The sequence below is a fragment of the Aquimarina longa SW024 genome (genome assembly GCF_001401755.1).
Classification (GTDB): Bacteria; Bacteroidota; Bacteroidia; order Flavobacteriales; family Flavobacteriaceae; genus Aquimarina; species Aquimarina longa.
The window spans coordinates 250,675-270,690 of sequence record NZ_KQ474102.1; the positions used below are offsets into that span (position 1 = coordinate 250,675).

Annotated in this window: 17 protein-coding genes; 4 read left to right on the forward strand and 13 right to left on the reverse strand. The window is 31.9% G+C overall.

Translation table 11 applies throughout. The annotated features are described in order from the left end of the window. Positions 1-43: 43 nt before the first annotated feature. The 4 genes from N456_RS17190 to N456_RS17205 all read right to left on the reverse strand — a co-directional run bounded on the left by N456_RS17190 (position 44) and on the right by N456_RS17205 (position 8,120). Positions 44-1,702, reverse strand: a complete 1,659-nt coding sequence (locus N456_RS17190; protein WP_062059888.1) for an MBOAT family O-acyltransferase — start codon at positions 1,700-1,702, stop codon at positions 44-46. Beyond that, entirely contained in the window at positions 1,695-2,978 is a 1,284-nt protein-coding gene (locus N456_RS17195; RefSeq protein ID WP_062059890.1) for a GDSL-type esterase/lipase family protein, read from the reverse strand. The genes N456_RS17190 and N456_RS17195 overlap by 8 nt, the downstream gene beginning before the upstream one ends. Then, a complete protein-coding gene (locus N456_RS17200; RefSeq protein WP_062059891.1) occupies positions 2,968-4,479 on the reverse strand; it encodes an SGNH/GDSL hydrolase family protein in 1,512 nt (503 codons plus the stop codon). Before N456_RS17200 ends, N456_RS17195 begins: the two co-directional genes overlap by 11 nt. A 188-nt stretch (positions 4,480-4,667) precedes the next feature. Further along, a complete protein-coding gene (locus tag N456_RS17205; protein ID WP_062059900.1) occupies positions 4,668-8,120 on the reverse strand; it encodes a pyruvate carboxylase in 3,453 nt (1,150 codons plus the stop codon). A 256-nt stretch (positions 8,121-8,376) separates the two neighbouring features. On the opposite strand from N456_RS17205, the gene N456_RS17210 reads away from it, so the two are divergent. Beyond that, positions 8,377-9,216: a hypothetical protein gene (locus tag N456_RS17210; protein ID WP_062059901.1), complete on the forward strand. Its 840-nt coding sequence runs from the start codon at positions 8,377-8,379 to the stop codon at positions 9,214-9,216. Between the two features lie 65 nt (positions 9,217-9,281). Here N456_RS17210 and N456_RS17215 read toward each other — a convergent pair whose 3' ends face one another. The 8 genes from N456_RS17215 to N456_RS17250 all read right to left on the reverse strand — a co-directional run bounded on the left by N456_RS17215 (position 9,282) and on the right by N456_RS17250 (position 15,769). Beyond that, the gene (locus N456_RS17215; protein WP_062059903.1) at positions 9,282-10,409 is read right to left on the reverse strand and encodes a TRAP transporter substrate-binding protein; all 1,128 of its coding nucleotides are present in this window, start codon (positions 10,407-10,409) and stop codon (positions 9,282-9,284) included. A 7-nt stretch (positions 10,410-10,416) separates the two neighbouring features. Beyond that, entirely contained in the window at positions 10,417-11,763 is a 1,347-nt protein-coding gene (locus tag N456_RS17220; RefSeq protein WP_062059905.1) for a TRAP transporter large permease, read from the reverse strand. Then, positions 11,763-12,266, reverse strand: coding sequence for a TRAP transporter small permease subunit (locus N456_RS17225; RefSeq protein WP_062059907.1), 504 nt, complete (start codon positions 12,264-12,266; stop codon positions 11,763-11,765). Before N456_RS17225 ends, N456_RS17220 begins: the two co-directional genes overlap by 1 nt. A gap of 92 nt (positions 12,267-12,358) precedes the next feature. Beyond that, a complete protein-coding gene (gene yaaA / locus N456_RS17230) occupies positions 12,359-13,120 on the reverse strand; it encodes a peroxide stress protein YaaA (protein WP_062059909.1) in 762 nt (253 codons plus the stop codon). Between the two features lie 93 nt (positions 13,121-13,213). Then, complete coding sequence (locus N456_RS17235) at positions 13,214-13,615, reverse strand: VOC family protein (RefSeq protein WP_062059910.1); 402 nt, start codon at positions 13,613-13,615, stop codon at positions 13,214-13,216. A gap of 180 nt (positions 13,616-13,795) precedes the next feature. Beyond that, complete coding sequence (locus tag N456_RS17240) at positions 13,796-13,987, reverse strand: cold-shock protein (RefSeq protein ID WP_034244160.1); 192 nt, start codon at positions 13,985-13,987, stop codon at positions 13,796-13,798. Positions 13,988-14,129: 142 nt separating this feature from the next. Continuing rightward, on the reverse strand, positions 14,130-15,182 hold the full coding sequence (locus N456_RS17245; RefSeq protein WP_240315551.1) for an RluA family pseudouridine synthase: 1,053 nt from the start codon (positions 15,180-15,182) through the stop codon (positions 14,130-14,132). A 2-nt stretch (positions 15,183-15,184) separates the two neighbouring features. Continuing rightward, positions 15,185-15,769 (reverse strand): PASTA domain-containing protein, encoded by a 585-nt coding sequence (locus N456_RS17250; protein ID WP_062059912.1) that lies wholly within the window; start codon positions 15,767-15,769, stop codon positions 15,185-15,187. Positions 15,770-16,013: 244 nt separating this feature from the next. On the opposite strand from N456_RS17250, the gene N456_RS17255 reads away from it, so the two are divergent. The 3 genes from N456_RS17255 to N456_RS17265 all read left to right on the forward strand — a co-directional run bounded on the left by N456_RS17255 (position 16,014) and on the right by N456_RS17265 (position 18,434). Next, positions 16,014-16,991, forward strand: coding sequence for a D-alanine--D-alanine ligase (locus N456_RS17255; RefSeq protein WP_062059914.1), 978 nt, complete (start codon positions 16,014-16,016; stop codon positions 16,989-16,991). Between the two features lie 185 nt (positions 16,992-17,176). Beyond that, positions 17,177-17,632: a pantetheine-phosphate adenylyltransferase gene (coaD, locus tag N456_RS17260; RefSeq protein WP_062059916.1), complete on the forward strand. Its 456-nt coding sequence runs from the start codon at positions 17,177-17,179 to the stop codon at positions 17,630-17,632. Between the two features lie 343 nt (positions 17,633-17,975). Next, complete coding sequence (locus N456_RS17265; protein ID WP_062059918.1) at positions 17,976-18,434, forward strand: GyrI-like domain-containing protein; 459 nt, start codon at positions 17,976-17,978, stop codon at positions 18,432-18,434. Positions 18,435-18,612: 178 nt separating this feature from the next. Here N456_RS17265 and N456_RS17270 read toward each other — a convergent pair whose 3' ends face one another. Further along, positions 18,613-19,704, reverse strand: coding sequence for a polysaccharide deacetylase family protein (locus tag N456_RS17270; protein ID WP_082422574.1), 1,092 nt, complete (start codon positions 19,702-19,704; stop codon positions 18,613-18,615). Positions 19,705-20,016: the final 312 nt, after the last annotated feature.

Below are 20,016 nucleotides of genomic sequence, written 5' to 3' on the forward strand. Positions count from 1 at the left end.
ATTATATCGAAATAAGAAATTCATATCCTAAAAAAACTGACTTCTAAAACTGAAAATAAATAAATGGCTGAAAATCGGCTGCATAGGTCTGGTAACAGATAATGGCTACAATCATTACCACCATAGCTTTTACAATCATATTACTTTTCACAAACGTCTGTTCTAACCAATCTTTAGTACGGTATGGCAACCAATGGGTAATATATCCTATAAGCATTACTATAAACACGATGCGATATTCCCAGAGTACGATCAAGGAATTTTGCCAATCCATATTAGTCATTATTTGATTGTAGAAACGATTGATGTGATCTAAACTATTGCCTCTAAAATAAATACGAGTAAAAGTAATAAATATAAAAGTCAATGCAATTTTCCATACTAATGTATACCAAGCCTTAGAGTTTTCATATGGGCTTACCTTACGCCAGTATTTATAGATTACAATACCAAGACCATTAAGACCACCCCATATCACAAATTTCCAAGCAGCTCCATGCCATAACCCTCCTACTAGCATTGTAATCATAATATTAACATTAGTATTAAAATGAGATGCTAGCTTAGGAGAAAACAATGTAATGATTAATAAAAAACCTACCGCTGATGCCGCTAAGAGCGCTACCATATAATCTGATATTGCAAAAACTCCTAAAAAGGTAAAAACTAATATAAATATATATGAAAAAACAGATCCATGACGATTACCTCCTATGGGAATATATAAATAATCTTTTAGCCAGCTAGACAATGAGATATGCCAACGCTTCCAGAAATCACCACAATGAATGGCTTTATACGGAGAATTAAAATTAACTGGTAATTTATACCCCATAAGTAGCGCCAAACCGATTGCAATATCAGTGTATCCAGAAAAATCTCCATAGATCTGTAATGAATACCCAAACATTGCCATAATATTAGTAAATCCAGAAAACATCTCGGGCACATCAAAAACACGATCCAAAAAATTAGCAGCTATATAATCCGCAAATAACATTTTTTTAATCAACCCTTTTAGAATCATAAATGATGCACTACCAAACTCTTGCTTAGTGATATTAATTTCTTTTCTAATCTGAGGTACAAAATCAGCGGCTCTTACAATAGGTCCTGCTACTAATTGTGGAAAAAAACTAACAAAAAACCCAAAATCTATAATAGATTTTAGAGGGGTAATCTGTTTTCTGTAAATATCTATACTGTAACTAATCGTCTGAAATGTATAAAATGAAATCCCTACAGGAAGAATGATCTTATCTACTGTAAAATAGTCTATCGCCCCCCATGTATTCGCCCATTGCGCTAAGTAATTAATTACTTCATAATCTGTTTCAAAAAGATAGTTATAGGAATCAGTAAAGAAATATGCATACTTAAAATAGCAGAGTGTCCCCAGATTAATGATAACACTAATGGTAATCAGTAGTTTTTGTTTGATCACTGATTTACTGTTATAAATCGCTTTTCCTATAAAGAAATCATTAACGGTACTAAATAATAGAATACCTATAAAGAGTCCACTGGTTTTATAATAAAATAGAAGACTAATCGCAAAAAGATAAGCACTCCGAAGGCTTTTTTTACTATAAAGTAGTGCATATATAAAGTATATAACGGCAAAAAATATCCAAAAGTTTGCCTGCGTAAAAATTAACGGGAAATCTTCTGAAAAAGAAAATATATCAATAAGTCTATTCATTAATAATTTGGTTCAAAATAGAATTTGGTTTTAACTGTAGCTCTTTCTCCCAAGAATTGGCTATTGCTTGTAATAAGAGGTCTGCTTTTATACGATAACCTGGTACCGTAAAATGAATACGATCTCTAGGCATTAGTTTATGGGTATACCAACTCTGTGATGAATTAAAACCTCCCATGATTTCATAAAAATCCCAAACAGCCATTTGTTGCTCTTTTGCTACTTCATAGATTATTTTTTGGGCAATTCTTGTTCTCGGATTTGGTATTTTTCTTTTGTAATATGAATCATTAGGTACTGTAAGTAATACTGCACAATTAGGATTGGCTCTCTGTATTAATTTAATTAAATCTGTGTAGTATTCTTTATACTTCTTAGGATTAAAATCAGGATGATATGCATCATTGGTTCCTATAGACACAATAAATAAATCTGGAGTATATAATCGTAATTGTTCCTCAAAGTAACGACATCGTTTATAGAACGAAAAGCTTCCTCCATTAACCCCTATAGAAGTATATTGGATTCCTTTATTTTCATTCATTAGCTCTATTCCCATCATTAAAAACTCTGCATTTGGTATATCCTCAGTTTTACGAATACAAAATTCAATTTCTTTTACTGTTTTATGAAGTGTATATTCTATATAATGAGCTGTTTTATTCTCTTTGATCTCAGATACTAATGAGTCTTGCTTAAATGAAATCTCATAATCGGTACTCCAGTTATCATAAAAAATTCTGATTTTATTAAAATCATACATATTATCATGGTATGTATTACCATTGGCTATTATTTTTACATTAGAAATAGAATCTTTAAGAACTGCTGTTACTCCTGATAGTCCCCAAGCTATACTATCTTTTCTGACAGAACATCGATATCCTCTCCAGTTGCCATCATATTTTACTTTATAATTACCTGGATTATTCGTCTTGGCAATACTATAGGGATATATAAAACCTCGCTGTCCTGTAGCTGTAGGTGTCATGGTCTGAAGATATGACCTTAGACGATTAGAATAAATATCTGCTTGGATATGAGATCCTCCAATATGAAAAATATGTAAATCCTCCTCCCCTCCTCTAGCAATAGTATCTAGTTTTTTAAAAAAGGTTTTAAAAGCCGGAGACTTTTCTACCATCTTAATTTTGTTGGCTTTCCAATTGATAAAGGAATAGTTACTTTCTATACTATCTAAGAGATAAGTCTGTGATAATGCAGGTATAGACAAAGTAAAAAGCCATATAAAAACAAATAATGTATTACGTATCATCAGCATTGCTATTAGGTTCTTTGAGATCTAGGTATAGGGCTGTAAAAAATAGCTCTGAAATTATTTTGGTTCCTTTCCAGGTAAAATGCATATAATCTTTGGCTGTTAGCTTTTCCTCCACCCATAATTCCATCGATCCTTTTCCTCCCATAGCATCAAACATACTCCAGTAAGCTACATTATTTTCTAGACAGGTTTCCATTAGTTTGGTATTAAGATATGGCAATAATGGATAAGTTTCCATTTTACCATTTACTGGGATACACATATCTGTGGGACCTATAAATATAAAACTAGTGTTTTTTGTACGTCTTTTGATCCAACTTATTTGATTTTTTATACGCTTTGCATACTTATTAACATCTGTCGAGTCCTTAAGATATGGCATTGTATTACCTCCGTACTGCATGATCACTATTTTGGGTTTTAGCTGGCTCATCATCTCTTTATACGTTACAGAATTAGAATTAGCAAAAATAGTTCCTGAAGCTCCTCTCATTGCCACATTATCTATTTGGATCCCATAGCCGCTATCTAGCGTTAATCCATAAAAATCTGGGCTAACCCTACCCTCTAATTCTATAGTAAGATCTGTAGGTGCTGTTGTAGTTCTAATTTTATAGTGATGATAATTACCATCTGCAATCAACTGATCTTTCTGTAGTAAAACCCCATTATTATATACAGATATTTTAACTGGAAAGTTACAATTACCATAATGCAATCCTATCTTTGTAAAATTTCTGAATTTAGCATAACTCTTCACCGATTTTCCAATCTTTATAGAAGCTTTCACAAGAGGTAAAGAATCGATCACAATACTATCTAGGAGTTTTTCCTGATGCCTTGTAAAACGAGAAAGAGAAAGGTATGCTCCATATTTTCTATTCGAAAACTTTTTCTTAGTAGGATCAAAAAATGCAAAACGTTCCCAATGCTCACTAGGCTCTACAACAGCACTAATTTGGTTGTATACGGGTAACACAGGGATAAAACCTGGACCACCTCCTTTATACATATGCTGTAGTCTATTACGTAAATATGCTGTAATACGATCTCCCTCGATCTGAGAATCACCATAATGTATGATTCTGCATGATCTAGACGATAATTTTTTTCTTAACTCTTTAGCAAAATCAGGATTATTCTCTGGATATTTTATCCGAATAATCTGAGTAGTATCAATCTCGGTAAAATCTGGTAATTGTTTAGTCTTTTTTGTTATAACAGTATCAATACTCTCCTCACTATCTTCTATATCTAAAGGGGTTACAATTTCTGTTACTTTTAGAATATCCTCTCTACTAAGAGAAGAATCTTTCTCCAACTCTAAAAAAGTAGTATGTGTAGGGTATTTAATAGAAAACTCTTTGTATGAGAATCCATCATTTTGATTTTTTGCACTTTCTGCTGCTCCTTTTTCACTTAAAAACATTAGCCCAAATAATGCTCCTAATACAAATAGGATAAATACTGATATCTGAATAGGTTTGACTCTCAATGCTTCTAAAAAAAATGTTAATGTATTGTAAAAATAGAAAGATTTTACAAACTACAAAGGAATCTCTGTGAGTAGTTACTCGTAAATTAATAATATTGCTTGTATAGCCATATCACAAAAACACTATCAATCTAAAAAGTAATATTTAAGAAAACCCCACAGGTTTGTAAACCTGTGGGGTTTGAAACTTATTTAAGCATTAATACCAGATCATCGGCATTTACCATAGTACCTGATTTTAGTATTATTTTTTTAACTGTAGCATCTTCATTAGCTGTAATGGTGGTTTCCATTTTCATAGCTTCTATGATAAATAGAGGCTCATTCTTTTTTACTTCCTGACCTGTTTTAACCAATATCGATGATAATGCCCCCTGTAGTGGTGCTCCTATTTGTTTAGGATCTGTCTTATCAGTTTTAGCATGCACTACTTTGGTTACCTTAATTGAATGATCTTGTATCATTACATTTCTGGTTTGACCATTTACCTTAAAAAATACAGTTACCTTACCATCTTCGTTAGGTTCTCCTACAGATATTAATTCTATTAGTAATACTTTTCCTTTATCTAATTCTACTATAATCTCTTCTCCTGGTGTCATCCCATAAAAGAAATTTTTAGTAGGTATATTTACAACATTATCATATTTTAAATGATGGTTATACGCTCCTGTAAAAACCTTTGGATATAGCTTATATGAAAGGAAATCTGTAATATCTAATTCTCTCCCCATACCTTTTTTAAATATTTTCACAAATTCTTTAAACTCGGTTTCGAAATCTACTGGTTCTAGATGAGCATTGGGTCTGTTCGTAAATGATTTTTGGTCTTTAAGAATTGATTTCTGAAGTTCTTTAGGAAATTTTCCTACAGGTTGTCCTAATTCTCCTTTAAATAAACTCACTACAGACTGAGGATATGAAATAGTATCTCCTCTTTCCTTAACATCTTCTATGGTCAAATTATTACTCACTAGATACTGCGCCATATCTCCTACAACTTTAGAGCTTGGCGTTACTTTAACAATATCTCCAAAAAGCTGATTGACCTCACCATACATTTTGGTAATCTCATGAAAACGATCTGCTAATCCTAATGCTGTTGCTTGTGGTTTTAAATTAGAATATTGCCCTCCTGGGATTTCATGTTGATATACCTCTCCTGTCCCTGCTTTTAATCCAGACTCAAAAACATAGTAATATTCTCGTACAGTCTCCCAATAATTAGAATACTCATTTAATTTAGAGATATTCATTTTATGCTCTCGCTCATGAAACCTCATCATCTCTACTATTGCATTAAAATTAGGTTGTGCCGTTAATCCTGATAATCCTCCTAAAGCCACATCTACGACATCTACTCCTGCTTCGATTGCTTTGAGATATGTTGCAGATTGTACTGAGGATGTATCATGTGTATGTAAATGTATTGGAATATTAATTTCGGTTTTTAATGCCGAAATCAGCTCATAAGCAGCATAGGGTTTCAATAGCCCTGCCATATCTTTGATTCCTAAAATATGTGCTCCTGCATTTTCGATATCCTTTGCTAATTGTATATAATATGCTAAGGTATATTTTGTTCTTTTAGGATCGAGAATATCTCCTGTATAACATAGTGAACCCTCCGCCAGTCCTTTTGTTCTTGTACGTACATGTTCTATACAAGGTGCAATAGATTCCATCCAGTTTAAAGAATCAAATATTCTAAATACATCTACACCGTTTTCCCAAGATTGTTCTACAAATTTCCCTATCAGATTATCTGGATATGCAGTATATCCGACTCCATTTGATCCTCGAATCAACATCTGTAATAATATATTAGGCATTGCTTGGCGCAAAGAACGAAGTCTCTCCCAAGGGTTCTCTCTAAGGAAACGTAAACATACATCAAAAGTAGCTCCTCCCCATACTTCCATACTAAAAACCTCAGGATGATTCTTAGCAAACCCTTCTGCTACTTTTAGCATATCGTATGTACGCATCCTAGTGGCTAACAAACTTTGATGAGCATCTCGCATAGTAGTATCTGTAAAATGAATCTTAGTGTCATTTTTTAACCATTCTGCAAATTTCTCTGGTCCTAATTCTGTAAGCAAATCTTTAGTCCCTTTTGTATAAGGAGCAGCCTCTTCAAATTTAGGTAGTATTGGTTTTACAAAGGTTTTTGTTGGATCTATTTTTTTAACATCAGAATTACCATTTACAATAACATCTCCTAAAAAGTTTGCCAATTTGGTAGCACGATTACGTGGCTCTTTTATGCTAAAAAGTTCTTTTGTATCTCTGATAAAATTAACAGTTACTTCTCCTTTTCTAAAAGTTTCGTGTCTTAGAATATTGTCCAAAAATGGCATATTAGTCTTTACTCCACGTATCCTAAATTCAGAAAGAGCTCTTAACATTTTTCTACATGCACCATCCAATGTTCTACTATTAGCAGAAATCTTAACCAACATCGAATCAAAAAATGGTGAAATTGTCACTCCTTGATATACACTTCCCGCATCTAATCGAATTCCAAATCCAGAAGCACTACGATAGGTAGTAATAGTCCCATAATCTGGTTTAAAGTCGTTCTCAGGATCTTCTGTAGTAATTCTACATTGTAATGCAAATCCTGTAGTAGAAAGATGTTCCTGGCTTTCTATTTTTATCTGTTTATCTGATAATTTATAGCCTCCTGCAATAAATATTTGGGCTTTTATGAGATCAATTCCTGTAACAATCTCTGTTACAGTATGCTCTACTTGTACTCTCGGGTTTACTTCGATAAAATAGATACTTTCATCTTCATCTACCAAAAACTCTACAGTACCAATATTATTATAATCTACTGCCTTACAAATCTTAAGCGCGTAATCATATAAGCTTTCTTTTATTTTTTTGGAAACTCCAAAAGAAGGTGCATATTCAATAACCTTTTGATAACGTCGTTGTACTGAACAATCCCGCTCGAATAGATGTACCATATTACCATGATGATCGGCTACAATCTGTACTTCTATATGTTTCGGATTCTCTACAAATTTTTCTAGAAATACGGTATCATCACCAAAAGCATTAAGAGCTTCTCTACGAGATTCTGGATATGATTTTTTTAATTCTTCTTCATTACGGATCACTCGCATTCCTCGACCTCCTCCTCCAGAAGCTGCTTTAAGCATTACAGGAAATCCTATTTGTTTAGCTTCTTTTACTGCTGTCTCAATATCTATCAGTGCTTCTTTATTGCTTCTAATAATAGGAATCTGATTAGCTATAGCGACTTCTTTTGCTGTAATTTTATCTCCTAAAGAACGAAGTACTGAAACTTTAGGTCCTATAAAAATAATATCATTTTCTATACACTGCTGTGCAAAATCTGCATTCTCTGATAAAAACCCATACCCTGGGTGGATAGCATCTACATTATTTTTTTTAGCTACTTTAATAATTGCATCCATATTTAGATACGGTTTTAAAGGCTCATTGTTTTCTCCTATCTGATAGGCCTCATCAGCTTTATATCGATGTAAAGAATACCTGTCTTCATAGGTATATACACCAACTGTTTGTATCCCTATCTCTGTACATGCCCTAAATATTCGAGTTGCAATTTCTCCCCGATTAGCGACTAAAACCTTTTTGATTTGCATAGTGTGAGTTTTGTAATTAAATGATTTTTAGCGAACATTCGCTTCGAAGATATTGATAAGAAAAATGCTATGCAATAGTATCTATAAAAATTACTAGAAATAAAAACCTGTATATAATTAGACAGATTCCTTTTTAATTTCTTTAAATAAAATTAACACTCAATTAACTAGGATAATTATATAACAACATGTATTACAACCGTTCTTAAACAACAAATCATCATAAAAATATATTCATTTCATAAATTCATATACCATGAAAAATAGAGTTATCATCTTTTTAGGTTCATTGTTTATAGCTAGTTCTTTTTTATCGAGTTGTAGTAGTGATGACAATAAATCTCAAGTACCAACGACTAGTGTTGTTACATCAAAGCAGTATACTGATATCGAGTCTGCAAATAAGAATATTAATACTATAGTAGAGGATGTCTTTACTGCGGAGTCTCGTACTAGAAAAAGTTCTGATACCAATCATCAATTACCAGATTGTGTAAAAATAACCTCAGAAATAACAGATCAAAATAAAACGGTTACGATTGATTTTGGAGATAAATGTAAATTATCTAATGGAGAAGTAATCTCTGGAAGTATTCGTATGAGTTTTGATATCAAAGTAGATACTGAGAGTGAAATTAAGATTAGTTATGATCTCGATAAAGTGGTTTATAAAGATATAACGGTAAGTGGGACTGCTACCAAAATATTTTCTTTTAAAAATGATACTGGGAATACTAAGTTTACAACCAATTCTAACTTTTCATTCGCATGGGAAGATAAACTTACGGCCACTAGTAAAACTAATTTTATTACAGAATCTTTTCTAGAAAAAAATACTACTGACACTCCAGAAGAAATAAAATATTATAAACTAACAACCGGAAATAGTGAAACAAAATTTAGTAACGGAGATCAGTATTCTACTGAGATTACGACTCCATTACGAAATGAGACTAATTGTTTGTATATTGTAAGTGGTGTTATTGTTACTAAAAAAAATAAAGATACTATTACCTTAAACTACGGTGATGGTAAATGTGACGCTATCGCTACACAAACAGATGCTGACGGCAAAGAGACTACCATAGAACTATAAAATCTAAATATCTTATTAAAAAATAACCGTTTCGGGAGTGTATTCCGAAATGGTTATTTTTTTTATCACTCCTGTATTTTATTATAATATGCCTTCTCTGTCACCTTTGACCATTTAGCTGTTCTTTTCTGGAAATTAGAATAACTTTCATATACTTCTTTTGATAAAGGGTCATCTCCTATCATTTCTTGGATTGCTTCATTGGTGTATTCTCGTAATGCATCTAATGTCTCTTTAGAAAACTCACGTATTTGAACATTTTCATCATTTACTAACTTATCAAAATAAATACTATTTTGTTTATCAAACTCAGCCAAGACCCATACTTGTGCTCGCTTAGACGCCGCTTGCAATACTGATTGCAAATGTGGAGAAAGACCATCGTACAAGTTTTTATTTATAAAAAATTCTAATTGTGATCCAGTCTCATGCCAACCAGGACTGTAATAATACTTGGCAATTTTATGAAACCCCATTTTATAATCATGATATGGACCAATCCACTCAGTAGCATCAATCACTCCTCGTTCTAAACTTGTGTATACTTCACTACCTGCAACCAGAACTGCAGCACCTCCTGCTTTTTCTATTACTTTGCCTCCTATTCCTGGTAATCGCATTTTTAGACCTTTAAAATCTGCTACAGAATTAATTTCGCGATTAAACCATCCTCCCATCTGTACCCCCGTATTACCTCCCATAAATGGAACAAGATTAAATTTTGCATATGTTTTTTTCCATAATTCATAACCTCCACCTGTTTCTAACCACGAAGTAATCTGTTGACTATTCATCCCAAATGGTACTGCCGCAAAAAATTGTGCCGCAGGGGTTTTTCCTGCCCAATAATATGCTGCTCCACACCCCATTTCGATAGTTCCTTGAGAAACAGCATCAAAAGCTTCTAGAGCAGGTACTAATTCTCCTCCCCCATATACCTTTATTTTAATTTGTCCATTAGACAGTTCTTCTACCCATTTTGAGTATTTTTCAGCTACCTCTCCTACTACAGGAAAATTAGGCGGCCAAGTAGTCGTCATTTTCCAATAAAATACTTTATCCGGTTTTGCTACGTCATATGATGTAGTACTCATACTGGCAGGTGGATCTCCCAGACAAGAAGTTACTAATACTATGATCATTATCAATGTAAATGATCTAATGACGGTATATTGCAATGCTCTCTTTTTCATTAAAACTTTATTTTGAAATAAAAATAATCTCTGGAAAAAATACGACTATACCCACAATAATCAATTGAATGATAATAAACGGTATGATCCCTCTATATATCTGACTTGTTTTTACACTTTCTGGAGCTACTCCTTTAAGATAAAATAAAGCAAACCCAAAAGGAGGTGTTAAAAATGAGGTTTGCAGGTTTAATGCTATCAAAATTCCTACCCATAACATATTCATATCAAAACCATTAAAAATAGGAGTTACTACTGGTACTATAATAAATACGATTTCAATAAAATCAATAAAAAAACCTGCAATAAAAATGATGACCATAACCAATACTAAAAACATTAAAGGTGTTAGATTTGATGACATAATTAGCTCTTGTAAATAAGTATCTCCTCCTAATGTTCTAAATATTAATGTAAATGTGGTTGCTCCCAATAAGATAAAAAATACCATTGTTGTAAGCTTTGTAGTTTCTTGTGCTACTCCTTTTAGAATCTGAAACGAAAATTTTTTCTGAACAACAGTTAATAATGTAGCTCCTATTGCTCCTATTGCGGAAGCCTCAGTTGGTGAAGCTATACCTGTAAAAATAGATCCTAATACCAATGAAATCAGTAATATTGGCAAAAACAATGCTTTCAATATTTTTACTGTAAAATTAGTCCCTCTAAATTCTTTGATCTCTTCTATAGGAATACTAGGAGCATCTTCTTTATGTATCCATGATTTTATTAATATATATATAATATACAGTGCTACCAATACTATCCCTGGTAATAGTGCAGCAGAAAATAATGTGCCTACATCTACAGAATCTGCTCCTCTTGATGCACTATTAATTGTATCTGCCAATAATACCAATACTATTGATGGGGGAATAATCTGCCCTAATGTCCCTGATGATGCAATTACTCCTGTAGCAAGTTCGGGTTTATATCCTCGTTTTAGCATTGTAGGCAAACTTATCAATCCCATAGTCACTACAGTTGCACCTACAATCCCTGTAGATGCCGCTAACAATGCCCCTACAATCACTACAGAGATTGCCAAACCACCACGAACACGCCCAAATAGCATTGCCATAGTTTCTAATAAGCTTTGTGCTAGTCCTGATTTCTCCAGCATAACTCCCATAAAAATAAACAAAGGGACTGCCATTAATACATAGTTATTTACAACTCCCATAATCCGTGATGGAAGTAAATAAAATGTCGCCATCTGAAACTGCTCTGGAACAAAAATAGATACCCCAAAGGCAAAAATTACTGAGACTCCTCCTAATGTAAAAGCAACAGGATATCCTCTTAAAATCAAAAAGAAAACAATTACAAATAATACTACTGCAAGATATCCCATTAGTATTCTTTGTTAAAAATAATTTGAATTGATTTTAGCATATGAGATATTCCCTGAGATAATAAAAACACAAAACCCAAAGTAATACAGAACTTGAGTATATATAAGGCAGGTAACCCCCCAGGTTGTGGTGAGCTTTCTCCGATTATAAAAGAAAATACTCCATAATACCAAGAAGAAACAATAACGACATAACACCATGGAATTAGTAAGAAAACTCCGCCTAAAAGATCAATCCAAGCCTTTCTTTTTTTAGAAAGTTTAGCATAAAAAACATCAACTCGTACATGTTTTTCATATTTGAATGTATATCCAGATGCTAGTAAAAATAGCATCCCAAAGAGATATATCTCTATTTCGATCATCCAAACATATGTAAACTGAAAAACATAACGAATAATAACATCCAGACTGATTACTATTGCTAATACTACTGCTATCCAACTAACCAGCAACCCTATTTTTTCACCAATCCAGTCAAGGAGGTTAATTATTTTTTGCATCTAATGATTTGTGTTCTTAATAGTAAGGCTGAAGATACTAAAATTAGATGCATTTTAAAAAAAGTATTATTATTTGTCTAGCGTAAAAGAATTTATCTTACAAAAACTAATTCATTAGCTTTGGTAGTGTACTCTTCACTAAACCCGTATCCTTCATAGTTAAACCCTTTTAAATCTTCTACAGTTTCTGCTCCTGTATCTATAATATAACGAACCATCATACCTCTGGCTTTTTTAGCAAAGAAACTAATCATTTTTAGCTTATCTCCTTTCCAATCTTTAAATTGTGGAGTAATCACCGGAACTTTCAATGTCTTTTTATCAATTACACTAAAGTACTCATTACTTGCTAGATTGATAAACAACTCACCCTCCTGCAACTCACCATTTAATTGCTGAGTAATTGTCTTTTTCCAAAACTCATATAAATTGTCTTTCCTACCTACTTTGAGCTTAGTTCCCATCTCCAGACGGTATGGTTGCATAAGATCTAAAGGTTTTAAAACTCCATATAATCCAGAAAGTATCCTCAATTGATCTTGTAATGTATCTAATTTATCTTCTGGCAAGTTATATACATCTAATCCTGTATACACATCTCCATTAAATGCATATACTGCTTGTCGAGCATTTTCTGAAGTAAATGGAAGAGTCCATTCTTGATTACGTTGCCAATTGAGTTGTGCTAACTTATCACTGATATTCATTAATTCCGAAAGTTTTTTAGGTGACTTCTTTTTAAGCACTGTATTTAACTTTTCGGATTCTGTAAGAAAATCAGGAGTTGTATATTGCTGAGTAGGTACGGTAGTTTCAAAATCTAATGATTTAGCCGGAGATATTACAATTTTCATGTATATGTTTTTTTTGTATTTCAAAAATACAATTGTGTATTGAGAATTAAAATTTGTAGATGTATTTATTCTCTATTTAAGTATTTGTAAAAGCTATTTCGAATTCAATCGATAATTTTTAAGTTGTTTCACAAACCCTTCTTCATCTTTAAATGCAATGAAATTCCCATCAGGGTCAAAGAATTTTGCCACCTTTCCCCAGTGATGTTCTTGATAATCTACGATGACCCCCTTGTTTTTCAAGTCATTCGTTTCTTTTTTCACATCATTAACATTCAATCTAATACAATTATAATTTTTACGAGACTTTTCTTCTACATTTAGATATATTATTCTATCCTCTTTTTCTACCATTAGATATATTCCATAAAAATCAAAACATGTTAGTTCTTCATTCTGAAACAAAATATCTAATTCTAATATTGTTTTATAAAATAGTATACATTCTTTATATTTCTTAACATATAGGATGAGACCTGTTCGTTTGATTTCCATATCATAAGGTTATGCATCTAAAAGTACAATCATTGACATTAAAAATCAGTTGTTTATAGTTACTCTTCTCTATTATACTATCGAGATACTTTATACTTGTATATCTGTTTTCTTTATTTTTTTTCAAAAAAAAAGCCCATCGAATCGATGGGCTTGTGTTTTAAAAAAGTCAAATGTATATTATAATACTTTCACGTTTACCGCGTTCATTCCTTTTTTACCTTCTTTAAGGTCAAACTCTACTTCGTCACCTTCACGAACTTCGTCGATTAGCCCTGAAATGTGTACAAAATGATCTTTGTTTGATCCTTCTTCTGTGATGAATCCAAATCCTTTGGAGTCATTAAAAAATTTTACTGTTCCTTTGTTCATTATAAAATATTAAAGTGCAAATGTATAAATTATTTAGTTAGCATCCCTCATTCATCATTAAATAAAGTTTTTAATAACCTTAAATTAATACTACACAAACACTTTATTAACAGCAAAATAAAAGTGTCCTATTATAAAAAAATTATTCTTCTGGTAACTGGTTCTTAGCATAATTTCTCCATCGCTCTATACAATGTTGTATATCATCTGGGATAGCGGTTTCAAAATGCATCTGTTCTCCTGTTACAGGATGTTCAAAACCTAAGGTTCTAGCGTGTAGGGCCTGTCTTGGCAATACTTTAAAACAGTTATCTACAAACTGTTTATATTTAGTAAATGTAGTCCCTTTTAATATTTTTTCTCCTCCGTAACGTTCATCATTAAATAAGGTATGTCCAATATATTTCATATGTACTCTGATCTGATGAGTTCTCCCTGTTTCTAATCTACAAGAAACTAGAGTAACATACCCTAATCGTTCAATAACTCTATAATGTGTAATCGCTGGTTTTCCTTTTTCTGCTTCATCTTCCTCAAAAACAGTATTTTGCAATCTATTTTTAGGATGACGACCTATATTACCTTCTATAGTACCTTCATCTTCCTTTAAATTACCCCATACAATAGCAACATACTCCCGTTCACTAGTTTTATCAAAAAACTGTTTTGCCAAATGTGTCATTGCTTGTTCTGTTTTAGCTACGACTAATAATCCACTAGTATCCTTATCAATACGATGTACTAATCCTGGTCGATCACTACTATTATTAGGTAAATTATCAAAATGATAAATTAATGCATTAATCAGCGTACCAGAATAATTCCCATGACCAGGATGTACTACCATGCCTGCAGGTTTATTGACCACTAGTAATGCATCATCTTCATACACAACATCTAATGGAATATTTTCTGGGGTTAGTAAATTTTCATAGGGAGGGTGAGAGAATAATACCCGTACCACATCGTTAGGTTTTACCTTATGATTTGATTTTACAGCAACATCATTTACATACACACTCCCTTCTTTTGCCGCTTGCTGTATTTTGTTGCGAGTTGCATTTTCTACAAAATTCATCAAAAACTTATCTACTCTTAGAGGAATCTGCCCTGCTCCCGCTACAAAACGATGATGTTCGTAAAGTTCATCTTCATTAGTATTATCAAAATCTCCTATATCTATATGTTCTTCCAAAATCAGTTAGAAAGATTTATTGTACCTCCTTGCCCATCTCCAAGAACTAGGTCTATGGTAGAGGTTTTCATCAATTTGGTTCCTGGTTTAATTCTTTTTCCTTTATGTCTCATTTCCAAAACCATATCTCTGGCTATATTGGGTTTATAGGTTACAGAACCTATTTTAAATCCAAGAGCTATTAATTTTGGTTCTGCTTGCCTTTTTGTTCTTTGTACTACATTAGGAACTTCTATTTTTCGATATCCTGAGGGGTTTAAGGTTACATAAATCTTACGATTTTCTTTAACTTCACTACCTGCTACAGGGTTTTGTTCTAATACTGAAAATCTAGGGAAATTAGGATTAAAATTAGCTGAATCCTGAACTTCATATCGTAACTCTTTATTTTCCAGAACTTCTTTTACTTCATCCAATGTTTTTTTACTTAAACTAGGTACTACAATACGTTGATCATGATTAGTTGTGCTTTCTAACCATTGTAACGCTACGTACGATAAGATTACCAGCATTGCAACTGCTATAACTAGCTGAATCAAAAATATTTTACTATAAATAAACTTGAAAAGGTCTTTAATGAAATTCATAAATACAGTTATAATTTGGACAAATATATAAAAACGGAAAGTTTTAAGCTTTTCTTATTAGATAAATGATATTTTTGTTTTTAAAAATCACGCTATGAACTCCTCATTGGGAAATTTTGCAAATCAAAAGTCATAGCCTCTACAAAAGAAAATAAATAAAATGATAGTTGGTAAGAAGTTAACTGTTTTTTTACCACGTCTAACAATATACTGAAGAACAAATGTTTAATTTAAATGTATTCGGATGAAAAAAAATATAGCCATTTTAATGGGTGGATACTCTAGCGAGTTTAAAATCTCAGTCCAAAGCGGAAATGTAGTGTATAAATATCTTGATAGAGATCAATATCACCCCTTTCGAATCTATATTACTAAAGACAGTTGGTATCATATCGATGATGCCGATCAAAAGCATCCTATCGATAAAAATGATTTCTCCTTAACATTAGAGGGTTCTAAAATAACTTTTGACGCTGCTTTTAATACTATTCATGGTACTCCTGGAGAAGATGGTTTACTACAAGCTTACTTTAAATTAATTGAAATACCACAAACAACTTGTGATTTTTACCAAGCAGCACTGACATTTAATAAACGGGATTGTATCAGCACACTACAGCCCTATGGAATCCTTACTGCAACGAATTATTTTTTAAATAAAGGAGATACAATAGATGCTAAAGCTATTCTGGATAAAGTAGGGTTGCCATGTTTTGTAAAAGCTAACAAAGCAGGTAGTAGTTATGGGGTTTCTAAAGTAAAAACTGAAAAAGAATTACTTCCTGCTATCGAATTGGCTTACAAAGAAGATGATGAAATCATTATCGAATCTTTTTTAAGTGGTACTGAAGTCTCTGTGGGTGTCATACAATATAATGGAGAAAACACTGTCCTACCTATAACCGAGATCGTAACTGAAAATGAATTCTTTGATTACGAGGCTAAATACTTAGGGAAATCAGAAGAAATTACTCCCGCCCGATTGTCTGACGCAGATACTAAAAAAGTTAAAGATTTAGCATTAAAAGTATATCAAATCTTAAAAATGAAAGGTTTCTCTAGAAGTGAATATATTTTTCATAATGGAGAACCCCACTTTATAGAAATGAATACTACCCCTGGATTAAGCGAGGCTAGTATTTTACCTCAGCAAGCCAATAAAGCTGGAATTAGTTTAAAAGAATTATTTTCTAATGTTATTGAGGCTTGTATGTATGTCTAAATATTAAACACATATCATACCATAACCCCAGAATAACAAGAAACAATCTCAAAGCGTTAAGAAATATATTCAGAATACTAAAAAACTATTTCAGAATGTAAGAGAATGGTATTGAAATGATAAAAAATCCATAATTATAAATTCATTTATATTTGTATTGCACATAAACAAATCTATAATCACTCATGAGAAGAGCAGTTTTTCCTGGATCATTTGATCCCATTACTTTAGGACATTGTGATATTATCGAAAGAGGACTCACTCTTTTTGATGAAATTATCCTTGCTATAGGTGTAAATGCAGAGAAAAAATATATGTTTTCCCTTGAAGAACGGAAACAATTTATAGCAAAAGCTTTTAAAAACGAACCTAAAATCAAGGTTATGACCTACAAAGGATTAACTATTGATTTTTGTAAAAAACAAAATGCGGATTTTATATTAAGAGGGTTACGTAATCCTGGTGATTTTGAGTTCGAAAAAGCTATCGCGCACACCAATAGAAAAATGTCTGATATAGAAACTGTATTCTTATTAACTTCTTCTGGAAAAAGTTATATTTCCTCTTCTATTGTAAGAGATGTTATCCGTAATGGTGGAGATGTTTCTGGATTAGTTCCAGATACAGTTCTTATTAAATAACATTTATATTGTTGTAAAAAGAAAAAGTAACAAAGTATGCTTCTTAAAAATAATTTGATTTTGACGTGAATTTTCAGTTTCCCTAATAAATAGTATCATAAAGCTAAGCTTTATGTTTTTTTAAGCACTCTCTATTTTTAATAGATACTGATTCTTCAATTATAAACTTAATAATACCTTGTATGGTTTTATACAGTTACTATTTAAGATAGTATAACTTTAAGGCGAGTTATTTACAATTAGGAAGAAAAAAATAATTGTTTTATCAAATGATTACTGACACACCTTTGTCACTATCGATATCTAATTTTATCATACTATTAATTTTTAACGATGATACATCATGATAAAAACAAAAATTGAATCTTTCTGGATTATTGGCATCTCTGTCCGTACTACTAACAAAAATGAACAATTTGCTAAAGACATCCCTGCTTTATGGAACACTTTTATGTCTGAAGGAGTAATGCATAAAATTCCTAATAAACTAAATGATACAATCTATGGAGTCTATACAGATTATGAGAGTGATCATACAGAGGGATATACCACAATCATAGGGTATAAAGTAAAGAACTTAGATATCATCCCAGAAGGGATGAGCAGTGTCCAAATCAAAGAAAGTACTTATATTAGATTTACTGCCAAAGGAGATCTTAATAAAAATGTGATCTATAACAAATGGAAAGACATCTGGAAACTAGATCTAAATAGGGCATACACTACCGATTTTGAAGTATATGGCGAAGAAGCTGTAAACCCTACAGATGCAGAAGTAGATATTTTTGTTGCAATTAATTAGACCTTATAGCTACTATTACTAAAAAAACCAGTAGCATTAATGCTACTGGTTTTTTTTAGTATAATAGTTAATTATTTTGTTTAAAAAATATAAAATTTTAAAATCAAATAGAACATAACATATAGTTCTAAATTAACTATATAATTAATAATCAAAAAAAAACATCTTTGATTGTCAGTTAATAGTATTTAAAATCGACTTCTAGCGCTTTAACTATAGCAGGATTTACATTTACTTGTATTGTATTATCAGCGCCTTTAACATACTTAATCTCTTCATTTGTATCAGAAACAATACTTTTCACTTCTATTTCTTTTGGAATTTCTAATACAAGTGTAACTTCAGAACTTAGATCAGAATTTCCATCATACATCAAAGATATATTTAGTACAGTTCCTACCTGGTTTTGGGTATAGCTAGTATGCTTATTTGTTTCTAGATACTTCATAACTGATGAAGGAGGAGATATCCATAAATCTCCTTTTTCCTGAAGTTCTTGTATTGCTTTCATATGATTGATATAGTCATCCTTGGGTATTGGACCCCAAGAGCCATCTGCTACGCCATGTACCTCTCGTATAGCCCACATTCCTTTTTCTACTGCAAGCGAAGCTGATTTACTAAGATTTTCTATCGGTACTCCAGGGCCATGAGCATAAAACTTGAGTTGGAAATATGGCGTATCACTATCATTTAAAAAATCTGGATTTAAATCTTGTGTAAAAGCGCCTGCTCTAGCTCCTAAGTAGTTTTTTGATTTTAGATATGATATCATTTCTGGAGTACTCTGATCAAAAGGAAATGCAAAAAACAAAGGAGTTATTCCTGTATTTTCTAAAATAAGCTGATGACTAAGATCTATTTCGATATCAAAATCATCAACACCCCATACTTGAGAAGGGCACCAACTAACATCATGCCCACAATAATGGCGGTGTGTATGGTTGATAGGTTCGTGCCCATTAGTTATCATTTTTTTTGCTATAGCCCATTCATTTTCATCAACCTCGTTGGTTATAATCGCAAAACCAAATTTTACATCATGTGCTTTAGCAATACTATCTGCATAGTCTATAATTCCGTTAGCATTAGGTATACCAAAATCATCATGTATTAAAGAGTATACACCTTTAGTATCATTCTTCCATTTAGAAGTTTCTATTTTTACATTTTTAATATGTCCTATTAGTATAGAATCATCTATTTCTGTACAAGAAATAAATCCCATTAAACATACCGCCAATAGAATAGCGAAGTTCATTTTTTTCATAATTAAGTTAGTTAATTGTGTTAATATCTAACTCGAATATACTATTATTTTAACAAAATCTATAAAGCCAAAATAAACTTAAAGTTTTAATAAAAATTTCGCATTTTTTAAACACAAAAAATGATAATATAATAATGAATATCCTCATTTTATAATATTTTTTAAAGCTAAACTAGCCTAAATTAGTTGCTGGGAAAATGAATGATTAAAGAATCTAATCTATGCGAAGAATGGAACGACATGAAACATTTTGAGTTTAAAACGATAACATATCTAATGTAAATATATACTACGGTAATATAGTATGATTAT

What these genes read in the sequence shown, in the direction of transcription:
- N456_RS17240 (WP_034244160.1), bottom strand. Translation starts at nt 13,987, where the DNA reads ATGAACAAAGGAACAGTAAAATTTTTTAATGACTCCAAAGGATTTGGA.
- N456_RS17265 (WP_062059918.1), top strand. Translation starts at nt 17,976, where the DNA reads ATGATAAAAACAAAAATTGAATCTTTCTGGATTATTGGCATCTCTGTC.
- N456_RS17205 (WP_062059900.1), bottom strand. Translation starts at nt 8,120, where the DNA reads ATGCAAATCAAAAAGGTTTTAGTCGCTAATCGGGGAGAAATTGCAACT.
- N456_RS17215 (WP_062059903.1), bottom strand. Translation starts at nt 10,409, where the DNA reads ATGAAAAAGAGAGCATTGCAATATACCGTCATTAGATCATTTACATTG.
- N456_RS17220 (WP_062059905.1), bottom strand. Translation starts at nt 11,763, where the DNA reads ATGGGATATCTTGCAGTAGTATTATTTGTAATTGTTTTCTTTTTGATT.
- N456_RS17195 (WP_062059890.1), bottom strand. Translation starts at nt 2,978, where the DNA reads ATGATACGTAATACATTATTTGTTTTTATATGGCTTTTTACTTTGTCT.
- N456_RS17250 (WP_062059912.1), bottom strand. Translation starts at nt 15,769, where the DNA reads ATGAATTTCATTAAAGACCTTTTCAAGTTTATTTATAGTAAAATATTT.
- N456_RS17225 (WP_062059907.1), bottom strand. Translation starts at nt 12,266, where the DNA reads ATGCAAAAAATAATTAACCTCCTTGACTGGATTGGTGAAAAAATAGGG.
- N456_RS17270 (WP_082422574.1), bottom strand. Translation starts at nt 19,704, where the DNA reads ATGAAAAAAATGAACTTCGCTATTCTATTGGCGGTATGTTTAATGGGA.
- N456_RS17210 (WP_062059901.1), top strand. Translation starts at nt 8,377, where the DNA reads ATGAAAAATAGAGTTATCATCTTTTTAGGTTCATTGTTTATAGCTAGT.
- N456_RS17235 (WP_062059910.1), bottom strand. Translation starts at nt 13,615, where the DNA reads ATGGAAATCAAACGAACAGGTCTCATCCTATATGTTAAGAAATATAAA.
- N456_RS17255 (WP_062059914.1), top strand. Translation starts at nt 16,014, where the DNA reads ATGAAAAAAAATATAGCCATTTTAATGGGTGGATACTCTAGCGAGTTT.
- N456_RS17190 (WP_062059888.1), bottom strand. Translation starts at nt 1,702, where the DNA reads ATGAATAGACTTATTGATATATTTTCTTTTTCAGAAGATTTCCCGTTA.
- coaD (WP_062059916.1), top strand. Translation starts at nt 17,177, where the DNA reads ATGAGAAGAGCAGTTTTTCCTGGATCATTTGATCCCATTACTTTAGGA.
- yaaA (WP_062059909.1), bottom strand. Translation starts at nt 13,120, where the DNA reads ATGAAAATTGTAATATCTCCGGCTAAATCATTAGATTTTGAAACTACC.